Origin of the sequence: Rhodococcus sp. IEGM1428 (assembly GCF_050321865.1) — a bacterium.
In the GTDB taxonomy this organism is placed as follows: domain Bacteria; phylum Actinomycetota; class Actinomycetes; order Mycobacteriales; family Mycobacteriaceae; genus Rhodococcoides.
In genome coordinates, this window is sequence record NZ_JBNQFW010000001.1 from 501822 (window position 1) to 525595 (window position 23774).

General features: G+C 64.8%; 23 protein-coding genes. 13 read left to right on the plus strand and 10 right to left on the minus strand.

Features of this window, described 5'->3' with window-relative positions; translation table 11 throughout:
- On the minus strand, positions 1–2322 hold the full coding sequence (locus ACQR3T_RS02530) for a glycosyltransferase (RefSeq protein ID WP_230594465.1): 2322 nt from the start codon (positions 2320–2322) through the stop codon (positions 1–3).
- Positions 2319–3305 (minus strand): WcbI family polysaccharide biosynthesis putative acetyltransferase, encoded by a 987-nt coding sequence (locus tag ACQR3T_RS02535; RefSeq protein WP_080730435.1) that lies wholly within the window; start codon positions 3303–3305, stop codon positions 2319–2321. The genes ACQR3T_RS02530 and ACQR3T_RS02535 overlap by 4 nt, the downstream gene beginning before the upstream one ends.
- Positions 3306–3434: 129 nt before the next feature.
- On the opposite strand from ACQR3T_RS02535, the gene ACQR3T_RS02540 reads away from it, so the two are divergent.
- The 5 genes from ACQR3T_RS02540 to ACQR3T_RS02560 are packed head-to-tail and all read left to right on the plus strand — an operon-like array spanning position 3435 to position 8504.
- Positions 3435–4514, plus strand: coding sequence for a glycosyltransferase (locus ACQR3T_RS02540; protein ID WP_032376555.1), 1080 nt, complete (start codon positions 3435–3437; stop codon positions 4512–4514).
- A complete protein-coding gene (locus tag ACQR3T_RS02545) occupies positions 4511–5620 on the plus strand; it encodes a glycosyltransferase (protein ID WP_032376556.1) in 1110 nt (369 codons plus the stop codon). Before ACQR3T_RS02540 ends, ACQR3T_RS02545 begins: the two co-directional genes overlap by 4 nt.
- Complete coding sequence (locus ACQR3T_RS02550; protein WP_032376557.1) at positions 5617–6621, plus strand: glycosyltransferase; 1005 nt, start codon at positions 5617–5619, stop codon at positions 6619–6621. The genes ACQR3T_RS02545 and ACQR3T_RS02550 overlap by 4 nt, the downstream gene beginning before the upstream one ends.
- Positions 6618–7448, plus strand: a complete 831-nt coding sequence (locus ACQR3T_RS02555) for a glycosyltransferase family 2 protein (RefSeq protein ID WP_428692446.1) — start codon at positions 6618–6620, stop codon at positions 7446–7448. The genes ACQR3T_RS02550 and ACQR3T_RS02555 overlap by 4 nt, the downstream gene beginning before the upstream one ends.
- 33 nt (positions 7449–7481) lie before the next feature.
- The gene (locus tag ACQR3T_RS02560; protein WP_428692447.1) at positions 7482–8504 is read left to right on the plus strand and encodes an LLM class flavin-dependent oxidoreductase; all 1023 of its coding nucleotides are present in this window, start codon (positions 7482–7484) and stop codon (positions 8502–8504) included.
- 54 nt (positions 8505–8558) lie between these two features.
- Here the strand turns inward: ACQR3T_RS02560 and ACQR3T_RS02565 are convergent, their stop codons facing one another.
- Positions 8559–9743, minus strand: a complete 1185-nt coding sequence (locus ACQR3T_RS02565; RefSeq protein WP_032404755.1) for an esterase/lipase family protein — start codon at positions 9741–9743, stop codon at positions 8559–8561.
- A gap of 360 nt (positions 9744–10103) precedes the next feature.
- Here ACQR3T_RS02565 and ACQR3T_RS02570 point away from each other — a divergent pair, with 360 nt between their 5' ends.
- Together ACQR3T_RS02570 and ACQR3T_RS02575 are read left to right on the plus strand one after the other, a co-directional pair.
- On the plus strand, positions 10104–11354 hold the full coding sequence (locus ACQR3T_RS02570; RefSeq protein ID WP_155293010.1) for a PucR family transcriptional regulator: 1251 nt from the start codon (positions 10104–10106) through the stop codon (positions 11352–11354).
- Positions 11351–12079: an EAL domain-containing protein gene (locus ACQR3T_RS02575; protein WP_428692448.1), complete on the plus strand. Its 729-nt coding sequence runs from the start codon at positions 11351–11353 to the stop codon at positions 12077–12079. Before ACQR3T_RS02570 ends, ACQR3T_RS02575 begins: the two co-directional genes overlap by 4 nt.
- An 81-nt stretch (positions 12080–12160) precedes the next feature.
- On the opposite strand, the gene ACQR3T_RS02580 is transcribed toward ACQR3T_RS02575, so the two are convergent.
- Positions 12161–12358, minus strand: coding sequence for a CsbD family protein (locus ACQR3T_RS02580; RefSeq protein WP_027496220.1), 198 nt, complete (start codon positions 12356–12358; stop codon positions 12161–12163).
- A 117-nt stretch (positions 12359–12475) separates the two neighbouring features.
- On the opposite strand from ACQR3T_RS02580, the gene ACQR3T_RS02585 reads away from it, so the two are divergent.
- The gene (locus tag ACQR3T_RS02585) at positions 12476–12937 is read left to right on the plus strand and encodes a hypothetical protein (protein WP_032376561.1); all 462 of its coding nucleotides are present in this window, start codon (positions 12476–12478) and stop codon (positions 12935–12937) included.
- A gap of 66 nt (positions 12938–13003) precedes the next feature.
- On the opposite strand, the gene ACQR3T_RS02590 is transcribed toward ACQR3T_RS02585, so the two are convergent.
- The 4 genes from ACQR3T_RS02590 to ACQR3T_RS02605 all read right to left on the minus strand — a co-directional run bounded on the left by ACQR3T_RS02590 (position 13004) and on the right by ACQR3T_RS02605 (position 16289).
- Positions 13004–13552, minus strand: a complete 549-nt coding sequence (locus tag ACQR3T_RS02590) for a Dps family protein (protein WP_032376562.1) — start codon at positions 13550–13552, stop codon at positions 13004–13006.
- Positions 13553–13629: 77 nt separating this feature from the next.
- Complete coding sequence (locus ACQR3T_RS02595) at positions 13630–14697, minus strand: TerC family protein (RefSeq protein ID WP_032376563.1); 1068 nt, start codon at positions 14695–14697, stop codon at positions 13630–13632.
- On the minus strand, positions 14694–14849 hold the full coding sequence (locus ACQR3T_RS02600) for a hypothetical protein (protein ID WP_196249065.1): 156 nt from the start codon (positions 14847–14849) through the stop codon (positions 14694–14696). Before ACQR3T_RS02600 ends, ACQR3T_RS02595 begins: the two co-directional genes overlap by 4 nt.
- 225 nt (positions 14850–15074) lie before the next feature.
- Entirely contained in the window at positions 15075–16289 is a 1215-nt protein-coding gene (locus tag ACQR3T_RS02605; RefSeq protein WP_032376564.1) for a PucR family transcriptional regulator, read from the minus strand.
- Positions 16290–16465: 176 nt separating this feature from the next.
- Between ACQR3T_RS02605 and ACQR3T_RS02610 the strand changes: the two genes are divergently transcribed.
- A complete protein-coding gene (locus ACQR3T_RS02610) occupies positions 16466–17908 on the plus strand; it encodes an amino acid permease (protein ID WP_032378020.1) in 1443 nt (480 codons plus the stop codon).
- Positions 17905–18804 carry a universal stress protein gene (locus ACQR3T_RS02615; protein ID WP_032376565.1) on the plus strand — a complete coding sequence of 300 codons (900 nt, stop codon included), beginning with the start codon at positions 17905–17907 and terminating at the stop codon, positions 18802–18804. The genes ACQR3T_RS02610 and ACQR3T_RS02615 overlap by 4 nt, the downstream gene beginning before the upstream one ends.
- Positions 18805–18808: 4 nt before the next feature.
- Here ACQR3T_RS02615 and speB read toward each other — a convergent pair whose 3' ends face one another.
- Entirely contained in the window at positions 18809–19768 is a 960-nt protein-coding gene (speB, locus tag ACQR3T_RS02620; protein WP_032405057.1) for an agmatinase, read from the minus strand.
- A gap of 116 nt (positions 19769–19884) precedes the next feature.
- On the opposite strand from speB, the gene ACQR3T_RS02625 reads away from it, so the two are divergent.
- The 3 genes from ACQR3T_RS02625 to ACQR3T_RS02635 are packed head-to-tail and all read left to right on the plus strand — an operon-like array spanning position 19885 to position 23032.
- Positions 19885–20517 carry a helix-turn-helix domain-containing protein gene (locus tag ACQR3T_RS02625; protein WP_032376566.1) on the plus strand — a complete coding sequence of 211 codons (633 nt, stop codon included), beginning with the start codon at positions 19885–19887 and terminating at the stop codon, positions 20515–20517.
- Complete coding sequence (locus tag ACQR3T_RS02630; RefSeq protein ID WP_428692449.1) at positions 20514–21350, plus strand: carbon-nitrogen hydrolase family protein; 837 nt, start codon at positions 20514–20516, stop codon at positions 21348–21350. Before ACQR3T_RS02625 ends, ACQR3T_RS02630 begins: the two co-directional genes overlap by 4 nt.
- Positions 21347–23032 (plus strand): flavin monoamine oxidase family protein, encoded by a 1686-nt coding sequence (locus tag ACQR3T_RS02635; RefSeq protein ID WP_428692450.1) that lies wholly within the window; start codon positions 21347–21349, stop codon positions 23030–23032. Before ACQR3T_RS02630 ends, ACQR3T_RS02635 begins: the two co-directional genes overlap by 4 nt.
- On the opposite strand, the gene ACQR3T_RS02640 is transcribed toward ACQR3T_RS02635, so the two are convergent.
- Positions 23029–23739 carry a YoaK family protein gene (locus ACQR3T_RS02640; protein ID WP_032376569.1) on the minus strand — a complete coding sequence of 237 codons (711 nt, stop codon included), beginning with the start codon at positions 23737–23739 and terminating at the stop codon, positions 23029–23031. The two genes, ACQR3T_RS02635 and ACQR3T_RS02640, sit on opposite strands and share 4 nt — an antisense overlap.
- Positions 23740–23774 lie beyond the last annotated feature (35 nt).

The window sequence follows — 23774 nt, forward strand, 5'->3', positions numbered from 1 at the left end:
TCACCAGGCCAGGTTCGGCTGCTGCTCGCCGATCGACAACCCGAATTCGACACCTGTGCGGTGCGTGTGGCCGAACAACGCGTCGGCCACGTCCTCCGGTGTGCGCCCCAGGGCCGCTGCCCACCGCGCCGTACGTGCATTCGACCGCGAAGTGCTGAATTCGACCACTCCCGTACCCCCGACGTCCACTGTCATCCGATCGGTCCCGGTGGCGAGCAGTCGACGCAGAGCGTGCTCGCCGAACAGCACCGGGCCGCGTACGTGCACAACGGCGTGGCTGCGGCCGGTGTCGCTCGGTTGCCCCTGTTTCACTCGCGGATCGACGTCGCCCCACGGCCGTCGCAACTCGGCTGCGTCGGTGCCGTGAATCCATACGACGCAATCTCGTTCGCGCAAAACGGATCCGACGGTGTGCAACAGAGACGCCGAGGTGTGTCCTGCGGAATCCACGACCACAACGATCTCGGGCACGGCGTAGACCAAACCGTGGGTGCGAGCCGCCGGGTCGGTGATCCGCGAGGCCAACATCATGGCCTCCAGGTTCTTGCGTTCGCGGTCTCCGCCCGTCCGCTCGGCCCATTCCGGCCCGTCGTGCCAAGCGACTGCGCGTGGCAGGTGTGCCAGGACGGCTCCGGCGTCGTAGGCGCGGTGCGCGAAATCCCAGTCCTCTCCGCCGTATCCGACGATGGTCTCGTCGAACCCGCCGATCTCCGTGAAGAGCTGCCGGGTACACGACATGACTGCGCTGATGATGTACCGGTACGAGCGTCGATCGGCGTCGAGCAAGTCACGCGAGTGCGCATATCCGTCTCGGAGCCAGAGCGGTTCCGTCAACTCGGGCGGTCCGGCCGATCGCCCGCCGAGCCACTCCACCACGTCCCTCGAGGTCCAGCCCTCCATATCGGCGTGGCGTCGACGTCCCACGGCGAGGGCGTCGGGCAGGGCCGCGAGCAGCTGGGCCGATTCCGCGATGTACCCGGGCTCGGGAACGGTGTCCGCGTCGAGAAAACAGAGAATCTCACCATGGGCGGCCGACGCGCCGAGATTGCGGGCCGCTGCCGCACGAAACCCGAGATCGGGCTGTCGTACGACGGTGATATCGAGCGCGGAACGAAAGGCCCCGACGTCGGGCGCGACGGGGGACCCGTCGTCGGCGACGATCACCTGGATGCGAGAGGCCGGATACGTCTGTGCGGTGAGCGCGGTCAGAACCAACTCCAACCGGCGTTGTTGCTCGAAGTACGGAATCACCACCGACACCGACGGGTTCCGGTCGGCGGGTGGTAACAGGTCCCACCGATTGCCCGGTACCACCCAGCGGCCATCGGGCAGCTGCTGCGCCGTCGGCACGCTCTGTTCGCGAAACAATGCGGAGTACAGCGTCGCTGCCTGCTGGAGTGTCGGATAAGGAACCACGCCGGGTTGCTGCCAGGTCTTTTCGGGTTGTTCCAGCGCCTCGATCATGGCGGCTGCGAGGCCGTCGACGGAGTTCTCGTGGATCCAGAGTGTCCCCGGAGAATTGGCCTCGATCTCCTCCACGTACCGACCGCGGGGGACCAGCGGCCTGCGGCCTGCCGCGATCCAGGAGTTGATCGAACCGGATGCCGACAGGTGCCGGTGGAACGCGACGGGTATCGCGATCGACCGAAGGAGTTCGTCGAGGTCGGCGTCGGGAACGAAACCGGTGGAGTCGAACGAACGGCCGAGTCGAACCGCGGCACAGGCGAGTTCGTCGATCATGGTCTCGTGGCCCGGCGACGCGGATCCGATCGACAGCAGGTCGACAGCAGTGTCGAGAGATCTCATGGCCTGCAGTACTTCCTCGTGCCCCTTGCCCGGGTACACGAACCCCAGTACGCCGACGACGTTGCGCATGGCGTCGCGCGGTCCGGGTTCTGCTGTAGCACTGTGGATCGGCAGGGGAATGACGCGAGTGCCGATTCGGTCGTGCGCTACGTCGTCGAGCAGCAGCCGCTCGTGCATGCTGGAGACGACGACTGCAGACACGCAGTCCATTACCCGCCGATAGCATGTCGTTCGCGCTTCGAATGCGGTTCCATCCGAGGCCTGCGGGATGTCGTGCAGTGTGACGGTGATCGGAGCTCGGTGCCGCTCCACCGCGGAGACGAAGACGTCTGCGGCCTCACCCGCGGTTCGGCCGAACAGCCGGTCGGTGAAATGCACGTGTATCGGAATGTCGACGGGCAGATCTTCGAAGCTCGGGATCACCGGACTGGCTGTCGCAGAGGCCATTTCGCGCGCGCAACGAGTCACTCCGTGCTCAGGAGGGCCGATGACCAGATGGTGCACATGCTGGGTCACGGCACCAGCTCCAGGATGCGAATCAGTTCCGAGTGCCGCTGCAGCGCCGCACCGACGAATTCTGGATGAGCTGCATACCAACGCAGATGGGCACGGTGCACCGAACTCGATGAATGCGGTGTGCCGTCCACCGTCCACTCGGGCCGTGGATCGCCGTCGAGACCGAGTGCGTCGAGTACTCGTCGCTCGACCGGTGCTCGGACGCCACCGAGCAATTCGCGGCCCGGATCCGCGGCGGTGCAGCCGGTGCCGAGCTGGTCAAGAATCCGCTGCGCCAGCGCAGTCAACACCACATTGGTCGCATGATTGATCGTGTGGGTGGCAGCGCGCCCGGCATCGGCGAACAGGTCGGACGCTGCGATGTCGGTATCTCGCCTCTCGCGCCGACGCAACTCGTCGAGGCTCGACTCGGCTGCGTGTCGGAGACCGTCGTCCGAGACGGAGCGGTCCCAGTCGTCGTCTTCTCCGAGTCCGCTCTCAGCGGCAAGTATCGTGCGCAGGTCGTGGTACGGCACCAGGCTCGGAACGGCGGCAGGATCGCTCGGATGTCGAACGATCACCTGAAAGGGATGCAGCCCTGCATATCTGAGCACCGGCCATCGCACGACGGTGGCGTCGGGCGGCAGGATCTCGGCAAGATCGGGTACCCCGAGCGGTAGCGAACGATAGCCGGCCCGAACTGGTTGCGTGAGAAGGACCGACGCCTGGCGCACGAGCCGGTCGACATAGGGCAAGTCCGAGGACTCGAGCTCGTGGACGGGTGGTACGCGCACCGTCCGCAGCGGCATGGCCGGATCGGAATCGAGGAGAATACGCAGTGCCTCGGCCTGACAATTTCCCCAGACCAGAAGGAGCGGCCGGTCGTCGTGTTCAGGGGCGTCACGGCCCTGTTGTCGTTCGGCTACTTCGTAGAATTCGCCGTAGTGGCGGGTGCGCCCGTCCATGCTTGCCCCGACGTCGTGTGCTCGTTCGTAGTGGACCATTTCCTCGTCAACGTAACCCCGGAAGACCTGCTGCGCCAACCCCGATTGAACCCGGAAGAAAGTGGGTACTGGACACGTATCGCGTGTCGGGACCAGGCACGATTGCCCTGCCTGTACCCGAAGGATGTCATGATTCGTGTTGCCTCGGTTCCGTCCTCGCACGTCTACGTTCAGCACCTGCAGCCGGTGCTCGGCGACGGTGCGACATCCACCCTCGAGTCCGTCACGTTGCTACCCGACCCTCCACCGGTCCGCGTGGATGTGCCCGGGCAGTGGTGGCCGCCGCGGCTGCTCGATGCACAGTGGCTCGCCGAGCAGACCGACGTCCAGTTCGACGTTCTGCACGTGCATTTCGGGTTCGAGTCCTTCGGTCCCGAGGAGCTCGCTCGCACCGTCGAACACCTACGTGCCCACCGTCAGGCGTTGGTGCTGACCGTCCACGATCTGCACAATCCCCATGTCGCCGACAACACCGAACATCTGCGGCAACTGGACGTCCTGGTTTGCGGGGCCGATGCGGTGATCACCCTGACCGAGGGTGCGGCCGCCTGGATCCACGACCGGTGGGGGGTGCGCGCGAGTGTGGTGGAGCACCCTCACGTGGTGCCGCTCGAGCGAATGAACTGTGCCCGCCCCCGGTCGGACTCGTTCGTCATCGGTGTCCACGCCAAGAACCTACGATCCAACATGGACCCGCTGGCGGTGATGGACGCGGTGATCGAGGCCGCGAGATCGCTGCCCGACGCGACGGTTCGGTTGGATATCGACCAGGATGTCTTCGAGTCCACGAGCCACTGGTACAGTCCCACGGTCGGCGCAAAGCTGTTGGATTACAACACGTTTCCCGATGTCGATGTGCGGGTGCACCAGCGGTTCGACGACGATGCGCTCTGGAACTATCTCACCGAGATCGACGTGTCCTTGCTGCCGTATCGATTCGGCACCCACTCGGGCTGGCTGGAGGCGTGCCGCGATCTCGGGACGGCCGTGGTCGCGTCGGACTGTGGCTTCTATGCAGACCAAGCCCCGGTGCACAGCTTCCGAATGGGAATCGATTCTTTCGATGCGGCCGGCCTCGTTGCGGCCGTGCAGGCAGCGCACGACGATCGAACGCCCGCACTCGATCCCGACGTCCGAGCGAAGCAGAGACGAACGATCGCAGAAACCCACGCAGCAATCTATTCAGCAGTGACAAAGGAGATGCGTTGAACGAGAACCCACTTCGCATCGCGGTGCTGGCGTCATCGAGTTTTCCGGTGGCCCAGCCTTTCGCGGGCGGTCTGGAGGCACATGTCTACAACCTGGTGCGTGCGCTCACCGAGCGCGGGCACCGGGTGAGTTTGTTCGCAGCGGACGGCTCGAGCGTCGATCTGGACGCGACGCTGCTGCCGGTCCGAACACTGGATCTGACGCCGATATCCATTGCCGACGTCGCGATCACTCCGACCGCGATTCGCGAACACCACGCCTATCTTGCGGTCATGATGGAACTGGCAGGGACGTTGTCCGAGTCGTTCGACATCGTGCACAACCACAGCCTGCATTACCTGCCGCTGGCCATGTCCTCGACGTTGTCGGTGCCGATGGTGACGACTCTGCACACACCGCCGTTCGCATGGTTGGAGTCGGCCGTTGCGCTGGCCCCTGCCGGGGCCAACACTTTTGCCGCGGTCAGTGAGTTCGCAGCCTCGCAATGGGCCGATGTCACTACCGGCACCGTAGTCATCCGTAACGGAATTTCCTTGGAGGAGTGGCCCTTCGGCAGTGGTGGCGATTACGTGGTGTGGTCCGGCCGGGTCGTTCCGGAGAAAGGGCTGCACCTGGCCATCGCCGCTGCGAAGCAAGCAGGACGCTCGCTGCGCATCGCGGGTCCGCTGAGTAACCTCGACTACTTCCACGACGTCGTCGAACCGTTGCTCGACGAGGACATTCGCTACGTCGGTCACCTCGACCAGCCAGCGTTGGCGGCGTTGGTGGCCGGCGCCGAGGTCGCGTTGGTGTCGCCGGTGTGGTCCGAGCCGTACGGCCTGGTGGTGGCGGAAGCGCTGGCCTGCGGTACTCCCGTCGCCGCGTTCGCACGAGGCGGCATTCCGGAGATCGTCGACTCGTCGTCGGGCGTACTCGTACCGGCCGACGATGTTCAGGGCCTCGCCGCGGCGATCCCTCGGGCCGCTGCTCTGAAGAGAAGCGACGTCAGGGCACGCGCCGAAGCGGTGTGCTCGATGGATCGGATGGTCGACGAGTACGAGGCCCTGTACCGCTCGACGCTCCAGGCGGTCGCAGACCCGGTCGACGATCGGCTCGCGATCGCATGATCGGCTATTACGCGCATCATCACGGGGTCGGTCATGTCACCCGTGCCGACGCCATCGCACGCTCGATGTCGGAACCGATGACCGTTCTGTCCTCGAGGCCTCGACCTCCAGGGCATGCGGCGGCGGAGTGGCTCTCGCTACCCTTCGATGTGGACGAGTCCACAGACGTTGTGGCACAGGATGGTTCGGCCGGCGGAGTGCTGCACTGGGCACCGCACGACGTGGACGGTCTGACCGAGCGGATGGCGATCGTCGCGCAGTGGGTGGCGCGTGAGAAACCGTCGGCGGTAGTGGTGGACGTGTCGGTGGAAGTGGCGATGTTCCTGCGTCTCATGGGAGTTCGGGTGATCGTCATGGCAATCCCGGGGGAGCGCACCGATCCGATCCATGGTCTCGCCTACCGAGCAGCGACACACATCCTCGCGCCGTGGTCACGCGAGGTCTACGACCCCGGTTGGCTGCTGCCCTACGCGGACAAGACGACGTTCTCGGGATCGATCAGTCGATTCGCCGGACGCGAGCGAACCTCGCGTTCGGGCGATCCGACGGTTGTGGTGTTGGGTGCGGCAGGCGGTACGTCGCTCACCCGCGATCTGGTGAACTCGTGGTCCGCGGTGGACGACCGCTTCGAGTTTCGCGCCCTCGGCGTCGCCGGCGGAGAGTGGATCGACGACGTGTGGCCGGTGCTGTGTTCGGCCGCTCTCGTCGTCACACACGCCGGGCAGAACGCCGTCGCCGACGTCGCCGCGTCCGGTGCGCCCGCCGTCGTCGTGCCGCAGGTCCGGCCCTTCGGCGAGCAGTCGGCCACCGGACGGGCCCTGGCCGACGGCTCGATCGCCGAGGTGCTCGACACATGGCCGTCCGTAGCCCGGTGGCATGCCGCAGCGGATCGCGCCCTCGATCTCGGGGGTGCCCGGTGGTCGGCACTGCGCACCGATGGTGCCCCTGAGAGAGCCGCCCGGGCCATCGAGCAGTCCGTTCCTCGACGGAGTCGGCAGTGAAGATCGCGGTCGTCACCGTGGTGGCCGGGCGACACGAGCACCTGCGCGCTCAGGTGCGCGGTCTGCGACGGACCACCGCGGAACAGGTCGACCACATCGTCGTGTCCATGGGAGACGACGCAATTGCCGACGTACTGACCCGGACCGGTTCGGCCGCCACATGTCTCGAGATCCCTGTGGAGAACGCGCTACCGCTGGCCCGTGCGCGCAACCTCGGCGCTGCTGCTGCGGTCGACCGCGGCGCGGAGTTGTTGGTGTTCCTCGACGTCGACTGCATCCCGGGGCCGGAATTGTTGGAGCGATACCGTTGTGCGGCAGCCGCTCCGGGTAACGAACGATCCTTGCTGTGCGGTCCGGTGACCTACCTGAAAGAACGTGACGTCGGTACCGAGGGTCCGGCTCTGGCGGCACTGACCGCGCCGCATCCGGCGCGCCCGAATCCGCCGGCCGGAACCGTCGCACACGGGGACAACTTCGACCTCTTCTGGTCGCTGTCCTTCGCCGTCACCACACAGACCTGGACCGAACTGGGTGGTTTCTGGGAGGACTACACCGGCTACGGCGGCGAGGACACCGATTTCGGAGCCACCGCGGTGGCGTCGGGCATGGGGTTGCGGTGGGTGGGCGGGGCGCATGCGTATCACCAGTGGCATCCGGTCTCCGATCCTCCGGTGGAGCATCTCGACGACATCGTTGCCAACGCGCGTAGGTTCTTCGATCGATGGGGTCGGTGGCCGATGGTCGGTTGGCTCGACGCGTTCGCGGCCCGCGGTCTCATCGAGTTCGGCGACTCCGGGATTCGGCGCACATCCGGTCACGTCGGTTAGGCTGGTCGAACATTCGGACCGAGGAGTAACCCAGTGCCCCAGCCTTCTCAGCCGCTGCGCTCGCTCGGCTTCCTCACGATCGGGTTGTTCGACGAAGACGATCCCGCGCGAGGGCACGAATCGACGTTGAGCATCATCGAACTCGGCGAGCGGCTGGGATTCGACAGTGCGTGGCTTCGCCACCGACATCTTCAGTACGGAATCTCGTCACCCATCGCGGTGATGGCTGCGGCGTCACAGCGGACCGACCGGATAGCACTCGGTACGGCGGTGACACCGTTGGGTTGGGAGAATCCACTGCGCTTGGCCGAGGATCTCGCGACGGTCGATGTGCTCTCGGGAGGACGGATCAATCCCGGCGTCAGTGTGGGTCCACCGATGCAGTTCGATCGCATTCGGAATTCGTTGTATCCCGACACCGCGAACGAGGAGGATTTCGGGTACGGACGGGTATCGAGGTTGCTCGGATTCGTTGCGGGTGAGCCGGCGTCGAGCTGGTCGGGAACCGAGGGGATCGAGTCGTACTCCGATCGAGTGCAACCGCATTCGCCAGGTCTGCGGAATCGGATGTGGTACGGCGGCGCAAGCCTTCGGTCGGCGCAGTGGGCCGGTGAGAACGAGATGAATCTTCTGGTGAGCAGCGTGGTACGTGCCGAGGAGTCGACCGAGTTCGACGAGATTCAGCTCTCGCACATCCGCACGTTTCGGCAGTTCCACCCGGCAGGGCGCGATGCGAGGGTGTCGCAGGGACTGGTCGTGATTCCGACCGACAACGCCAGTGCTACTCAGGTCGCCAAGTACGAGGAGTATGCGCGGAACCGATCGGCGCGCACGCACGAGCCGCAGGGTCCGGCGCGGATGATGTTCGCACCCGACGTGGTCGGTACCTCGGATGACATTGCCGAGCAGCTGTATGCCAACAAGTCGTTTCGTGAGGTGGACGAGGTGGCGTTCGCTCTGCCGTTCAGCTTCGACCACGAGGACTACGTACAGATCCTCACCGACATGGCACTCGAGCTGGGTCCGGCCCTGGGATGGAGGCCCGCACAGCAATGAGGACGATCGACCGTACGGCCGATCGTCCTCATCGGTGAGTGCTGAGCGGGGTGACTAGCCGCCGGTGATGGGGGAGTTGTACGCGCACGGGATCGACTTCGTGGGGAAGCCCTTCGGATCCAGTGCGTTCTTCACGATTCCGATCGCGCGCTCCGAGACGGAGATCGACAGGTGGTCGGACAGATCGATTCCGCAGCCGTCCTGCAGGGTGACGTTGTTGACCGTGGCACCGGGGCCTGCGGTGAGGAACGTCGTCTTGTAGGGGGTGACGACCTCGTCGTACTTGGTGCCGATCACGGTGTACTTGATACCGGGGTCGGTGTCACCGCCCACAGCCAGTGCCTTGACCAGCGGAGAGTCGATGACCTGGTCGGAGGCAGCGGGGCCGGCGATGGCACCGACGACGCCGAGCACGTTCAGACCCAGATTGTTGATGGTGCGACCGAGCGTACCGATTCCGACCAGCGTGGTGCCGTGGTTCGAGCCGGCGACGCTGACGACGGTGTTCACCTTGTTCTTGGTGGGATCGGCCAGGTTGGCTCCGCCCTCGAAGCGAAGGTACTGACGGGTGACGAGTCCACCCTGAGAGTGACCGACGATGTCGACCTGAGCGGAGCCGGTAGCGGCCCGCACTGCGTCGATGTAGGTCGCGATTTCCTTGGCGCTCGAAGCGACGGAGTCCGTGCCGCGCAGCGACTTGATGTGACCGATGGCGCTGGAGTCCGTGTCACCGTAGTTCAGGGCGAAGACGCAGTAGCCCTCCTTCTTCAGCGCAGGCGACATCCGAGCGAAGTTGTTGAACGCGTTCTCCCAGGTGCCGTGCAACAGGACAACCGGTCGCGGATGCGCTGCCGAAGGCTTGCAGTTCCAGTCGTTGGCCCCCTGCGGTGCCACGTCGGGATTGACGACGCTGTACAGGAAGCCGGCGAGGAAGTTGGTGAATACCGGTCCGTAGCCCTTCGTCTCGGTCTTCGGATCGTAGGTGCTGGTCGCCGGAAGAGCGGAGTCGAGACTCGGAGGAACGATGCCCTGGTCGGAGGCCTTGGGTGATGCCTCGGTCGGTGCGGGCGGGATGACGTCCTCGCCCTGCACGGTGGCGGGCGGAGCGGGAGCGGCGGGAGCGGCAAGTGCTGCCGAGCCGGTACCGAGGGCAAGCGAGCACGCCATTGCCGCGATCATTGCAGCGCGCACAGTGGTGGCTTTCCGTGTTGCGCGGAAAGTGGACCGAGAAGTGGTCATGGAGCCTGACTTTCGACGAGGGTTGATGGACAAGCCGGAACAGTAGGCGCGGATTTCCGTCGATTACGGCCTCCGGCCTGGCGTTTGGAATCTGCCCGTAACCGCTGCGTCATTTGTGAGGTGACATCACAAGTGACGTGGGCCACCTCGATTCAGGATGCGATGCCGGATATGTTGGCGAAAACAATCCGTAGGTTTGATTATTGTTCTACGGTTCGTGTGTTCGCTTCTTCGTTCGTGGTTCAGCGGGCGCGGTAGAGAGCGACGCACGAGGTCGATGCCGCAGCAGGTGGGTGCCGAGCCGATACGACAGACAAACCTGTGACAGGTTTCGAGTGCGAGGGGTGGAGTCGGGTGACCATGACAGAGAGCGTGCGCGTGCCACAGGAGGATTACGTGGGCGGGCGACGTGCATCCGATCGCTTGCGGACACCGCGAGAGACGGCAGCCCGGATGTTGGATCAGGACATCGGGGAACCGGAGGACACTCCACCGCCCCGGGACTGTGCTCGCGGTGAGCTCGACGACATGACGACCACCTGTTGCGAACTGGCAACGGGGGTCCTGGAATCCGGCCGTCTACCGATCGCGGGTGCGATGGACATCTTTCGTGATGCCGCAACCAGGTGGGCCCGCGACGGTGTCCCGCTCGGACGGATCCAGCACGCGATAAACGAGGGCTGCGCACTGGGTTTGCGTACTGCCCCACGCTCGGTCGAAGAGAACGCCGATGCTCCGATGGTCGACGGCACCGTACTGATCATGGAGCTCCTCGACGCAGTCACCGAATCCGTCTCCGATGCCTACCTCGCGGAATTTCGCACACTGACGCAGAACGGTCCCCGCCACGACGCGGAACTGCTCGACGCGCTGCTGACCGGCGACGGGACGGCCCGCAAGATCGCCGATCGAATGGGCGCACTGCTCGCGGAGGACTATCACGTGGTGGCTCTGCACTTCCCGGCCCACGCCGACGAAGGTGCCCGCAGAGGTGACGCCGGCATGATGGCAGCCCGCAAACTGCGCAGAATCCATGGTGCGCTGGCGACGTTGGACGCGGACTGTGCGCCGATCGCATCCGTCAGCGCTACCGGTGGAACCGTTCTGCTCCCCGACATACCCGGTGTCGACGTCGACGAACTGGTCGGTCGTTTCACTGACGGCGGGCAGATAGCCGTTACCGCGACCACTGCGTCGGCAGCGATCGACGACATCGCTGCTACCGCACCGCATCTGTACGAGTTGCTGAGTCTCGTTCGTCGGCTGCGATACTCACCGGGAACGTATCGGATTGCGGATCTGGTGTTCGAGTATCAGGTGAGCAGGCCGGGTCTGGGCCGCAAGCACCTCGTGACGTTGATCGATCCGCTACGCGATTCGGTCGATCTGTTGCCGACGCTGCAGGCCTTCGTCGAATCGGACTCCAACCGAAAGAAGACGGCCACCTGGCTCACGGTGCACCCCAACACGGTCGACTACCGACTCAAGCGCGTGGAGCAGCTCACCGGGCTGGATCCGATGAAGCCGTCGGGATTGCGCCGACTGCACGCGGCTCTGATCGCCGACCGCCTCGAGGCACGCCGCGCTCCGGTGGACGAGCGAATATCGTGACCGTGTCGGACGGCGCGGTGCTGGCAGCATCGGCGGCGCTCGATTCGATCGAGTCGGTCGCTGCGATGTTTCAGCCCGTCGTCGAACTGTCGACCGGGGCTGTCGTCGGATACGAGGCGCTCGCCAGGTGGCCCTCTCCCAGCCTGGCCGTTCCCGAGGCCGTGTTCGCCCTCGCTCGCGAGCGCGGCATGGTGGGCCGTGTGGACGTCGCATGTCGCGCGGCCGCGTTGCGGGCGGCTCGTGAGCGTGCGTACGCACGCAGAGTGCGATTCTTCCTCAACATCGAGCCGGGCTGCTTCATCGACGAACGGGATGTCGACACCCACCTCGATGCGATCGGCAACGATCTCGACGTGGTCCTCGAGATCACCGAGCGAGACCTCGATCGAAACGTACCGATGCTGATGGCGCTGGTTCGAGGTGCTCGCGCACGCGGGATGTCGGTGGCGATGGACGACGTGGGTGCGACCCCGGCGACACTCGGTCTGCTGGCGTCGGTCGCGCCGGACATCGTCAAACTCGACGCGTCGATCGTCCGGTCGCCGTACCGATCGCGTACTGCGATGCGGCAGGTGCGAGATTACCTGCGCACGAGCGACGCAACTCTGTTGGCGGAAGGAATCGAGACTCGTCGGCATCTGCGTCGTGCAATGGCATTGGGCGCGACCCTGGGGCAGGGCTGGCTGTTCGGCCGGCCGATGCCGCTCCCGAATCCGCAGATCTGACGCCGTCGATCGCGCACAGACCGAGGACCCCGCATCTCGAACAGCTCGAGATGCGGGGTCCTCGGTCGTCCGAACACGAAGTCAGTTCGTGAACTTGTCCTTGATGTTGCCTGCAGCGTCGGAGACGTCGTCGCCGACCTGCTTGGTCTTACCCGAAGCCTGATCCTTTGCGCCTTCGGCAGCAAGATCGTCGTTGTCGGTCTTGTGGCCGATCTTTTCCTTGGCTTCGCCCACCAGCTCTTCGGCCTTGTGCTTTGCCTTGTCGATGAAATCAGCCATGTGAACTCCTCGAAATAGATTGTCCTACCTGTTCGCAGAGAGCTATACCCACGATCGGACGCGGTAATCCCCGTTGTGGGTGCGGTTGTACGGATGCGATCCGGGTAACCGTCGACCATGAACTCAGACAGCGACGCCAAGCCCGCCCACGAGACACCGTCTCCGGAGCATCGGCGTCCGAGCGGTGTGAACGACGCGACCGTGGCCGCGGTGGGCAAGATGTCCGAGGCGCTCGAGTGCGCCGAGCGGGCCCGCGGGCACCTCTATTCGTTCCATCAACTGATGGGTCACTCCGACCTGCTGCTCGGAGAAGCCGTCGAGGCACTCGCCGAAGCAGATCACGATGCGATCGCACTGCGAATCGGCGACGACATGATCGGCAGGAACATCGCACCCGGACGCTGGACGTTCCAGCTCGTCGAGGAATTCGACGACGGCTACTGGAGTCCGCTGCGCGAACACGAGCGGGCGGTGCGAGACGAACTGCTCGACGGTCGCCGCCACGTCTTCGAGGCAGAGATGAAGGAGCAGCGTCGTACCCATGGCCGCCGCGGGCACGAGGCCAGGCCGACCGACTGACTGCACTCGGACGAAAAGCACCGACCTCGCCGCTCACGGCGAGGTCGGTGCTGGTGTCGAGGAGGTCTAGCCTGCTTGAATTGCCGCGTCGACCTCGCTGGTTGCGCTCGCGGTGGACAGCTGCCCGCCGGAGTTCTCCAGGTGCGCGCGAACGAACCAGTGGAACAGTTCGAGCTGGGCGCTTTGGCCGATGAGCATGTCCTCGGTGATGGGGTCGATCTCGCCGACCTCGTCGATGTTCTTACGAGTGGTCTCGATGACGCCGGTGTAGACCAGATCGAGAGCTCCGAGGTGCTCGATGGCCGTTGCGCGTCCGATCGAGTAGTCGTCCCAGCTACGTTCGGAGACGATGGTGCCGGGCGTGCCCTTGGCCGAGGAGCCCAGGGTTGCGATGCGCTCGGCGACGTCGTCCGCGAAACCGCGAACTGCCTCGACCTGCGGGTCGAGCATCTCGTGCACCGAGATGAAGTTGGGTCCGACGACATTCCAGTGAATGTGCTTGAGCGTCAGGTGTAGGTCGTTGTACGCGTTCAGTCGATCTTGCAAGATCTCGGCGACGCGCGCGCCCTTTTCCGAGGTGAGTCCGGGAACGGTGTACGAGTTCTTTTCAGCCATGATCAGTGTTTGCCCCAACGCCCCGGAACACAAACATGCCCCGCCGAACTGATCGGCGGGGCATGTGTCGTGCGGTGCTAGGACTTGTCGAGTCTCGGTGAATCCGTACCCGACGTTCCCGTCGACGAGGAGCCGGCGGTGGATGTTCCGTCCGTCGGGTCGACGATAGGGCTGTCGGCCGCGGCCTTGTCGATCGCGTCGGCGCTGTCTTCCTCCGGGGGATTCTTCAGGCTCAGGATGATCGAGCCTGCCAGGACCACGATGATGACCACCAGGCTGACCAGAGACGGGATCTCGGGGATCGACGTGCTGATCACCTTGTGTCCGGCCTGGAGAATCAGCTTGACGCCGATGAAGGCGAGGATGATTGCCAGACCCTTGGACAGGTAGTGGAACTTCTCGAGCAACCCTGCGAGCAAGAAGTACAGGGCACGCAGTCCGAGGATGGCGAACGCGTTCGAGGAGTACACGATGAACGGGTCGTCGGTCACGGCCAGAACAGCGGGAACGCTGTCGACTGCGAACACCAGGTCGGCGGCCTCGATCGCTACCACGACGGCGAGCAGCGGCGTGGCCACCCGCTTGCCTGCTTCCTTGACGAAGAACTTGGTACCGGAGTACTCGTCCTGAACGGGGACGATCTTCTTGAGCAAGCGCACTGCGATGGAGGTGCCGGGGTCGTACGAGTCGTCCTCGTCCTTCATCAGCTTGTAAGCGCTGTAGAGCAGGATGGCTGCGAAGACGAACAGAACGGCCGCGAACTTGCTGACGATGGCCACACCGGCGGCCAGGAAGATGGCACGGAAGACCAGGGCGCCGATGACACCGAAGAACAGCACGCGGTGCTGGTACTCACGGGGAACCTTGAAGTAGCCGAAGATCAGCGCGAAGACGAACAGGTTGTCGACGGACAGACTCTTCTCCAGCAACCACGCCGTGGTGTATTCCACGCCGGCAGTCGTGCCGAGCGTGAAGAACACGACGATACCGAAGATGATGGCCACGCCGACCCACAGAGCGCTCCACCACGCGGCCTCCTTGAAGCCGATGATGTGGGCACCGCGGTGCGCAAGCAGGTCTATTGCCAGCAGGATGAGGACGACGGCACCGAAAGCCGCCCACGCCCACCACGGAACGACGTTCATGGACGACCACCCTTACCGCTGAATTTGCTACCGAGTTGCTTCAACTTCGCCTGATTCTCCGGCTTGGTTGCGTATCTACGTGCCTGATCGACCATCTTCTTGCCCTGTGGGCTGCGAGCGAATGTGGTCAACTTCTGTACCAATGACGACATCTGTCACATGCTCCTTGCGTTCTCGTTCGTATGATCCCGGTGGCGTTCTGGCCGAGCGTTCTGCTCGACGGGAATCGTGGGTCTTTCCGCGGGGCCCCACGCCTGGTGGGTCCGACCGCGACTACTCCAGTGTGACTGTTCAGGTTCATGCAGGCAGGGTTGTTTTGCGGACATGTTTCGTCGGATTTCTTTGCCGGAACCCGGCAAGTTGGTCGACTGTACCTGTCATGACGGCAAGCGACCGCCCGGCCAGTCGAGCAGCATCGCGCCGAGTACGGCTGTATGCAGCGCAAATGCCTCGACGGGGTTGCCCACATCTTGACCGGTCAAATCATGTATTCGCGACAATCTGTACGTGACCGCCCTCACCGACAAGTGCATGCGCCGCGCGGTGGACGCAGAGTTCGCGCCGGTGTCGAAGTACACCTGCAACGTTTCCAGCAACGGACCTGCACCACCGCGGGCGACCAGTAACGGCGTCAGCAACGTGTCGACCAGATCTGCGATGGCGGCCCGGTCACTGATGAGAACTCGGTAGACGAGCAGATCTCGGGCATCGACCACCGGGGTATCGAGTCCGAGCGCGGAGGCCAGTTCGAGAGCATCGAGCGCCTCCCGGTAGGACGCGGCGACGCCCCCTGCTCCTCCGCGTGGGCGACCGACCCCGATCTGCGTCCTGCCGTACTCGCCGTCGCGACGGAGGTCGACGGAGTCGGTCGGGGTGTGCGCGGACGTACCGAGGACACGTCCCGCCCTGTCGAGAACATGCTCGACGGCCTCGCGGTCGGGTGCGGGAAAGACCAGAATCAACCGGCCCTGCTTGGTTGCGACGAGCAACTCGGCGTCACCTTTGCTGCCCTGCACGCTGCGCTCGACGAGTCCGATCGCCGAGCTCGCGTCGGTGAACGGCTTGCTCGACGTGACCACCGCAACCGCGTGCGGACTCGACAGGTCGAGTCCGAACGTCTGGGCGCGTCCGAGTACCCCGGCGACGTCGGACGTTCCCGAGAGCAGATCGTCCACGAACTCGCGGCGGGCGAGTACCTCGGCACGAACGAGCGTGCGGCGGGCGAGTTGAAACCCTTCGGCGAGTTCGGCCACTGCGTCGTCGACGGCCCGCAGCATCACCTCGCCTGCCGTCACGACGCCGGCCGGATTGTCGGCGGCTGCCGTCACTGCGGGCAGTTCTCGCCACAGTCGCCATGCCGAGGACAGATACATGTCGAGAAGCGCGCGCAATGCGACTCCGGCGCGCGCGGCAGCATCACCCTGCGCCCGGAACGGTCTGAGCTGTTGTCGTCTGAGCGGGACGCCGGCGTTCACCGCGTCGGTGAGGACATCGAGAAAGTTTCCGAGGAACACGACGTCGAGGCCGCCTGCGTCCGACGCAGCCAGCGCTGCGACCGTGTCGAGCCGTGCCCCGCCCTCCTGTGTGGCCATGTGTTCGCTCGTCTCCCATTCGATCGAAGGTCAATGGTAGGCATCGCAGTGGCCGTCCCGAAACGAGTCGCTGCGTGAATCGACAGATTTCGCGGCGTGTTCGATGTGCGGCAGGCACTATCTGGGAGCACAATCAGCCGATCCGCACGTTCGCCTCCACGTTGGGAGAGCCGACCATGACTTCGTCGAACAGACCTGCATCGGGTCTTCGATCACAGCTGCTACGCAAGAAGCCGATCGTGGACCCCGAACAGCACAGCAGCGGGGGGCTCGAACGCACTATCGGCACGTTCCAGCTGACGATGTTCGGCGTCGGTGCCACCATCGGCACCGGTATCTTCTTCGTGCTGTCGCTGGCCGTTCCCGAGGCCGGTCCCGCAGTGATCCTCTCGTTCCTGGCGGCAGGTATCGCGGCCGGTCTCGCCGCTATCTGTTACGCCGAAATGGCATCGGCAGTGCCGGTTTCCGGCTCGACCTACTCGTACGCCTACGTGACGATGGGTGAGGTGGTCGCGATGGGGGTCGCGGCCTGTCTGCTGCTCGAGTACGGGGTGTCGAGTGCCGCCGTCGCCGTGGGGTGGAGCGGGTATCTCAACGAACTGCTCAACAACCTCTTCGGTTTCACCATCCCGCATGCGTTGTCCGCTGCACCGGGCGACGCCGACCCCGGTGTCATGAACCTGCCCGCGGTGGTGCTGATCGTGTTGTGCGCCGTGCTGCTCATTCGCGGTGCCAGTGAATCCGCTGCAGTCAATGCGGTCATGGTCGTCATCAAACTCGGTGTGCTCGCACTGTTCGCGGTCGTCGGATTCTCCGCCTTCGACTCAGGGAATTTCTCCGACTTCATGCCGCTGGGTACTGCCGGTGTCACCGCGGCCGCAGGCACCATCTTCTTCTCGTTCATCGGACTCGACGCGGTGTCCACCGCGGGCGACGAGGTGAAGAATCCGCAGAAGACCATGCCGCGGGCCATCATTGCTGCGCTCATCGTCGTCATCGTCTTCTACCTCGTGGTCGCGGTGGCAGCGCTGGGGACTCAGCCGTGGACCGCCTTCGCCGGTCAGGAGGAAGCCGGCTTGGCCGAGATTCTTCGCAACGTCACCGGGCAGGCCTGGCCGGCAACGATTCTGGCTGCCGGCGCGGTCATCTCGATCTTCTCGGTGACCCTGGTGACGATGTACGGGCAGACTCGCATTCTGTTCGCGATGGGCCGAGACGGCATGTTGCCGAAGGCGTTTGCCAAAGTCAGTCCGCGCACGCACACCCCGGTCAACAACACGATCGTGGTCGCGGTGATCATCTCGATACTCGCTGCGTTCATTCCGCTCGACAAGCTGGCCGATCTGGTGTCGATCGGAACGCTCGTCGCGTTCATCGTCGTGGCGGTTGGGGTGGTCGTGCTTCGTCGGACGATGCCGGACCTGGAGCGTCCGTTCAAGGTGCCGGGCTACCCGGTGACGCCGGTGTTGTCGGTCGCCGCATGCGTGTACATCCTGTCGGGTCTGCGGTGGACCACGTGGTTCTGGTTCGGGCTCTGGCTCGCTGTGGTTCTCGCGTTCTACTTCCTGTGGGGTCGGCATCATTCGGCGCTTCGATCGGTTGGAAAGGACGCGGAATGAGCGTTCTGATCGCCTTCGCGCCGGGAAAAGGCAGTGTCGGTGCCCTCGATCTCGGTGCCCAACTCGCGCGGTCGTCGGGTACCGACATCGACGTTGCGACGGTGGTGCCCAAACCGTGGTCCACGCCGTCGATGGCACGCGTCGATGCCGAGTTCGCGGATTGGGCGGCGGTGACGGCAGCCGAGTCGGAATCGAAGGCGCGCCACTACCTGGAGGACCGGGCCCCCGACATCGCAGCGTCGTTCCATCGTCTGGCACACCGCTCGGTATCGACGGCGTTGACCGAAGCGGCACAGAACCTTTCGGCGTCGGTTCTGGTACTCGGTTCCTCGGGGGACGGGGCGCTCGGGCAAGTTGTCGTCGGGTCGACCGCGGACAAGCTCCTGCACTCCTCACCGGTGACGGTAGCGCTCGCTCCGCGCGGCTATCGCATGCGAGAACGTGCGACGCTGACGCGGATCACCTGCGCGTTCTCCGGTGACAGCGAGGCCTCGCGTGTGGTGGGACCCACCGCGGAACTGGCCAGGGATGCCGGGATTCCACTGAGATTGGCGTCGTTCGTCGTCCGCGGGGCAACGATGTACCCACCCGAGGTCGGCCTGCGAGCCGAGGACGATGTTGCCGCCGAGCTTGCCCGGGGGTTGAGCGAGGCACTCACTGCGGCGGTGGACGACGCTGTTGCGGTGGGACTTCCGGCCGAACAGGTGACGACCGAGTTGGCCACGGCCGGGAGTTGGCGCGAAGCCCTCGACGAACTGCACTGGCAGGACGGCGAAGTATTGACCATCGGATCGTCCGGACCGTTGGGGCCCATCGCTCGGGTGTTCCTCGGTTCGCGGGCAACGAAGATCATTCGTCACTCACCGGTACCGATCCTGGTGCTGCCGCGTCGGTGACGTTCTATCGGTTGAGGGCCAGCACCGAGAGCAGTTCGTAGGCCACGTGAGCCGCGGCGATTCCGGTGATCTCGGCGTGGTCGTACGCAGGCGCGACCTCGACGATGTCGGCACCGACCACGTTCAGTCCGACAAGTCCACGCAGCGTGTTCAACAGCTCGCGAGAGGTCATTCCCCCGGCTTCGGGAGTGCCGGTGCCCGGAGCGTGTGCTGGGTCGAGTACGTCGATGTCGACCGAGACGTAGACCGGTCCACCGTCGAGGCGACGACGCATCCGCTCGACGATGCTGGCCACGCCGTCGACCTCGTAGTCGTCGGAACGGATCACCTGGAAGCCCAGCACCCGGTCGTCCTCGAGGTCCTGCTCGCTGTAGAGCGGGCCGCGGATGCCGATGTGCTGTGAGCGTTCGAGGTCGATGAGCCCTTCCTCGCTGGCTCGTCGGAACGGCGTCCCGTGTGTGTAGGGCGCACCGAAGTACGTGTCCCACGTGTCGAGGTGAGCATCGAAGTGCAGCACTGCTATCGGCCCGTGGTCGCGCGCGAGCGAACGCAGGATCGGCAGTGCGATGGTGTGGTCACCGCCGAGGGTGAGAACCGACGAGCCGTCGGCGCGCAGGTCCGTCACCGCGTCGTGCACTGTGGTCAGTGCCTCGGTGATGTCGAACGGATTGACCCCGATGTCGCCGAAGTCCGCCACTTGTTGACGGGCGAAGGGCGACACCTTCAGCGCAGGGTTGTACGGCCGCAACAGTTTCGAGGCCGCGCGGATGTGACCCGGGCCGAAACGTGCCCCTGGGCGGTAACTCACGCCGGAATCGAACGGCACACCGAGGATGGTGACGTCGGCGCGAGACACCTCGTCGAGACGGGGCAGCCGTGCGAAAGTGGTCGGCTCGGCGAAGCGGGGGACCTTGGTGGCGTCGACCGGACCGATCGGGGGGTGCTCGGGATTGCTCGGGTTCATCGACAAATCCTTCCGAAATTTCAGGAGTCCGGTCACGTCGGGTCGACCAGTTCGCCCGGCAAGCGTTACTCTGATGCTCGATCTTGTCAACACGAGTTTCCTGAAAGGCGAGAGCAGTGTCCCTTGCTACGTCGGTTGTCAGCGATGCACCGCGTATCGGTGCGCGGCTCAGGGAGGCTCGGCAGAAGAAGCGGTTGACTCTGGACGCGCTCGCCGAGACGTGCGGGGTGACCAAGGGCTACCTGTCCAAGCTCGAGCGCGATCAGGTGAACGCCTCGGTTGCGTCGTTGGTGCGGGTCTGTGCTGCGCTCGACGTACCGGTCGGCTCCCTGTTCGACGATGCCCCGGCGGGTGACGTCGTACGGGCACAGTCGTTGCCGCGCATCGTCTTCGGCGGCGAGGCGATGACGGAGTATCTGTTGACTCCGGTGGGGGAACGCCGCGTCCAGGTGTTGCTGGGGGACATCGAGGAGGGCGGCGGCAGCGGGGCGGAGGCGTATACCCTGCCGTTGGACGTCACGTTCGTGCACGTGTTGTCCGGTGAGGTGCGGGTGACCTTCGAGGCCGACCCCGACGGCAGCTTCGGCGGCGACGACGTCCTGCTCGGGGCGGGCGATGCGTTCACCTTCTCGCCCAGGCGACCGCACAGCTTTCGCAGCGAGGGTAGCGGCGGTGCGCAGGTTCTGTGGGTACTGGCCCCGGCGTTGCCGGAGGAGTTGCCTGCGACGAAACAGGAGTTTTCCTCATGACTGTCACCGTGTCGCTGTTCCAAGGGCCGGAGTTGTCCGGTGATGTCGAGGCGAACCTCGCGGCGATCGACGCCGCCGCGGCGAGCGCGTCCGCGGCAGGGGCGTCCATCCTCGTCACCCCGGAGATGTCGGTCAGTGGCTACGACATCGGAGATCTCGTGCGGGAGCGCGCCGAACCGTTCGACGGTCCGATCTTCGAGCGCATCGCCGCGATCGCACGATCTCGAACTGTCGCAATCGTGTACGGGTATCCCGAGAGCAGCGGTGAATCCGTGTTCAATTCGGTCCAGGTGGTCGACGCATCCGGGCTGTCGATCGCGCGCTACCGCAAGACCCACCTGTTCGGTGAACTCGATCGCACGCACTTCGCTCCCGGTCCGGAACTGTTGGTGCAGTTCGACTTCGGAGGTCTGCGCTGCGGCCTGCTCACCTGTTACGACGTCGAATTCCCGGAAACGGTGCGTGCGCAGGCCGATGCCGGAACGCAATGGTTGATCGTCCCCACCGGTTTGATGACGCCGTTCGAGATCATCGCAACTCACGTGGTCCCGACGAGGGCGTACGAGAGTCAACTGTTCATCACCTACGTGAACCGCTGCGGTGCCGAGGCCAGCCTGACGTACTGCGGACTCACCTGCGCCGTCGCGCCGGACGGTACCGACATCGCCCGAGCAGATACACACGAGCAGCTGCTGACGGTGGACTTGGATCCGGCCGAACTCACTCGATCCCGCTCCGTCAACACCCATCTGGCCGATCGTCGCCATGATCTGTACCGGACAGTTCTCGACCCGACAGGGTCCTCGCGGCCCGAGCAGGAGACCGACCGATGACCACACCCGTCACCCCGGACAGCTCGATCGAATCCGAGGACGACCAGCCGCTCACCATGTTCGGCCCGGACTTCCCGTTCGCGTACGACGACTACCTCGCGCATCCGGCCGGTCTCGGCAGCATTCCCGACGCGGCCCTCGGTACCCAGGTCGCCGTGATCGGCGGCGGACTCGCGGGCATGGTCGTCGCCCACGAGCTGCTCAAGCTCGGGCTGGAACCGGTTGTGTACGAGTCGGATCGGATCGGCGGACGAATGCGCTCGGTGCCGTTCGACGGGCACCCCGGGGTGGTGGCCGAGATGGGTGCAATGCGGTTTCCGCCGTCGTCGACCACGCTGTTCCACTACCTCGACGCAGTCGGGCTCGAGACGACGCCGTTTCCGAATCCGTTGGCAGAGGTGACACCGAGTACGGTGATCGACCTCAAAGGCGAGAGCCACTACGCGCGCAAGCTCGACGAACTTCCGCCGATCTTCGCCGAGGTTGCCGACGCGTGGAATCGCACGCTCGAGGAACACGCGGAGTTGATTCCGCTGCAGCGCGCCATTCGCAGGCGAGACGTGGCCGCGATCAAGAGGATCTGGAACGAGCTGATCGTGAAGTTCGACGACCAGACCTTCTACGGTTTCCTCGCTGCGTCCGAGCACTTCTCGTCGTTTCGGATGCGAGAGTTGTTCGGCCAGGTAGGTTTCGGAACGGGTGGCTGGGACACCGACTATCCCAACTCGATTCTCGAGATCCTCCGCGTCGTCAGCACGGCAGCGGACGACCACCATCGCGGAATCGTCGGAGGCTCACAGCAACTGCCGATGCGGCTGTGGACCGACTCGCCCGCGAACATGGTGCACTGGCCGGCGGGCACGTCGGTGGCCTCACTGAACGGTGGCACCACGATGTCGCGTGTCACCGAGATCAGGCGCACCGACGGCGGCACCACGATCCACGACGACCGCGGCAACATCCGCACCTATGCGGCCGCCGTCGTGACGGCTCAGAGCTGGATGTTGCTCAGCAACATCAGATGTGACGACGGCCTGTTTCCCATCGATCACTGGACCGCCATCGAACGCACCCACTACATGGGGTCGACCAAGGTGTTCGCACTCGTCGATCGGCCGTTCTGGAAGGACAAGGATCCGGTCACCGGGCGAGACCTGGTCAGCATGACGCTGACCGATCGAATGAGCCGCGGCACTTACCTACTCGATCAAGGCGAGGGCAAGCCGGGGCTGATCTGCCTGTCCTACACCTGGTCCGACGATTCGCTCAAGCTGCTGGCCCTCGACCCGACCGAGCGGATGAACATCATGTTGCGCTCGCTCGAAGAGATCTATCCCGGTGTCGACTTCCGTAGCCACATCATCTCGACCCCGGTGACACTGTCCTGGGAGACCGAACGCGATTTCATGGGTGCATTCAAAGCGAACCTGCCGGGTCACTACAGGTATCAGGAACGACTGTTCACCCACTTCGTGCAGGACGAGCTGGACCCAAGGCACCGCGGGATATTCCTCGCCGGCGACGACATCTCGTGGACCGCGGGCTGGGCGGAAGGTGCGATTCATACGGCGCTGAACGCAGTATGGGGCGTCGTGCATCATCTGGGCGGTTCGTCCGCCGAGGGTAATCCGGGACCGGGCGACGTCTTCGAGACCATCGCGCCACTTCGATTGGGGGATTAGCCCTTCGGCGGCAGCGAACGCGGTGCGCGCTCGTCGAACACGAACAGCGCCAGCGCGATCGTCAACATCAGCGCCACGACCCAGATCGCTCGCAGTCCGAACAGCTCGACCGCAGCTGCACCCAGCAGTGCGCCGCCGAGGAACCCGGAAATCACCGCGGCGAAGCGTCGCGCCCGCGTCCCTTCCTCGCGATCGTGGTCGACGACACGATGGAATGCGGCCATCGCCATGCTGCGCAGATTTCCGGTCGTCATCGTGGTGTTGAAAGGCGAATCCACCAGCACGCGAAAGGTGGTCACCTGCACGCCGGCCACATGCGCGAGGATGACCGAGACGACGGCGTCGGGCACGGTTGCCGGGAGAAATCCGACGACCAGAACCACGAGGATCTCGAAGACGAGTACCGCACGGACCGGTCGCCGCACGATCTTGGCCACCGCGGGCAACGCGATGAACTCCGCTGTCGCGACGCCCAGCACGAACGCCGCCAGCGGCGGTAGAAAGGCCAGCGCGTCGATCCAGCGCCCGCCGGCGATGTCGACGCCGAGTAGCACCACGTTGCCGGTCTGGGCACCTGCGAACACTCCGCCGCGAGTGACGTACGTGTAGGCGTCGAGAAAACCGCCGACTGCGGCCAGAAGTACCCCGAGTCGAACCGACTTCGCGGTAGCGACAGCGATGTGGGGCTCAGGACGTGGCGTGGTCATCGAGAAATCCTGACACAGGGCCCTTCCATCATGGC

Bases quoted from the DNA above. Each gene is read 5' to 3' on its own strand.
- ACQR3T_RS02535 (WP_080730435.1), bottom strand. From the start codon at position 3,305: ATGGTCCACTACGAACGAGCACACGACGTCGGGGCAAGCATGGACGGG.
- ACQR3T_RS02540 (WP_032376555.1), top strand. From the start codon at position 3,435: ATGATTCGTGTTGCCTCGGTTCCGTCCTCGCACGTCTACGTTCAGCAC.
- ACQR3T_RS02550 (WP_032376557.1), top strand. From the start codon at position 5,617: ATGATCGGCTATTACGCGCATCATCACGGGGTCGGTCATGTCACCCGT.
- ACQR3T_RS02565 (WP_032404755.1), bottom strand. From the start codon at position 9,743: ATGACCACTTCTCGGTCCACTTTCCGCGCAACACGGAAAGCCACCACT.
- ACQR3T_RS02570 (WP_155293010.1), top strand. From the start codon at position 10,104: ATGACAGAGAGCGTGCGCGTGCCACAGGAGGATTACGTGGGCGGGCGA.
- ACQR3T_RS02580 (WP_027496220.1), bottom strand. From the start codon at position 12,358: ATGGCTGATTTCATCGACAAGGCAAAGCACAAGGCCGAAGAGCTGGTG.
- ACQR3T_RS02585 (WP_032376561.1), top strand. From the start codon at position 12,476: ATGAACTCAGACAGCGACGCCAAGCCCGCCCACGAGACACCGTCTCCG.
- ACQR3T_RS02590 (WP_032376562.1), bottom strand. From the start codon at position 13,552: ATGGCTGAAAAGAACTCGTACACCGTTCCCGGACTCACCTCGGAAAAG.
- ACQR3T_RS02595 (WP_032376563.1), bottom strand. From the start codon at position 14,697: ATGAACGTCGTTCCGTGGTGGGCGTGGGCGGCTTTCGGTGCCGTCGTC.
- ACQR3T_RS02600 (WP_196249065.1), bottom strand. From the start codon at position 14,849: ATGTCGTCATTGGTACAGAAGTTGACCACATTCGCTCGCAGCCCACAG.
- ACQR3T_RS02605 (WP_032376564.1), bottom strand. From the start codon at position 16,289: ATGGCCACACAGGAGGGCGGGGCACGGCTCGACACGGTCGCAGCGCTG.
- ACQR3T_RS02610 (WP_032378020.1), top strand. From the start codon at position 16,466: ATGACTTCGTCGAACAGACCTGCATCGGGTCTTCGATCACAGCTGCTA.
- ACQR3T_RS02615 (WP_032376565.1), top strand. From the start codon at position 17,905: ATGAGCGTTCTGATCGCCTTCGCGCCGGGAAAAGGCAGTGTCGGTGCC.
- speB (WP_032405057.1), bottom strand. From the start codon at position 19,768: ATGAACCCGAGCAATCCCGAGCACCCCCCGATCGGTCCGGTCGACGCC.
- ACQR3T_RS02630 (WP_428692449.1), top strand. From the start codon at position 20,514: ATGACTGTCACCGTGTCGCTGTTCCAAGGGCCGGAGTTGTCCGGTGAT.
- ACQR3T_RS02635 (WP_428692450.1), top strand. From the start codon at position 21,347: ATGACCACACCCGTCACCCCGGACAGCTCGATCGAATCCGAGGACGAC.
- ACQR3T_RS02640 (WP_032376569.1), bottom strand. From the start codon at position 23,739: ATGACCACGCCACGTCCTGAGCCCCACATCGCTGTCGCTACCGCGAAG.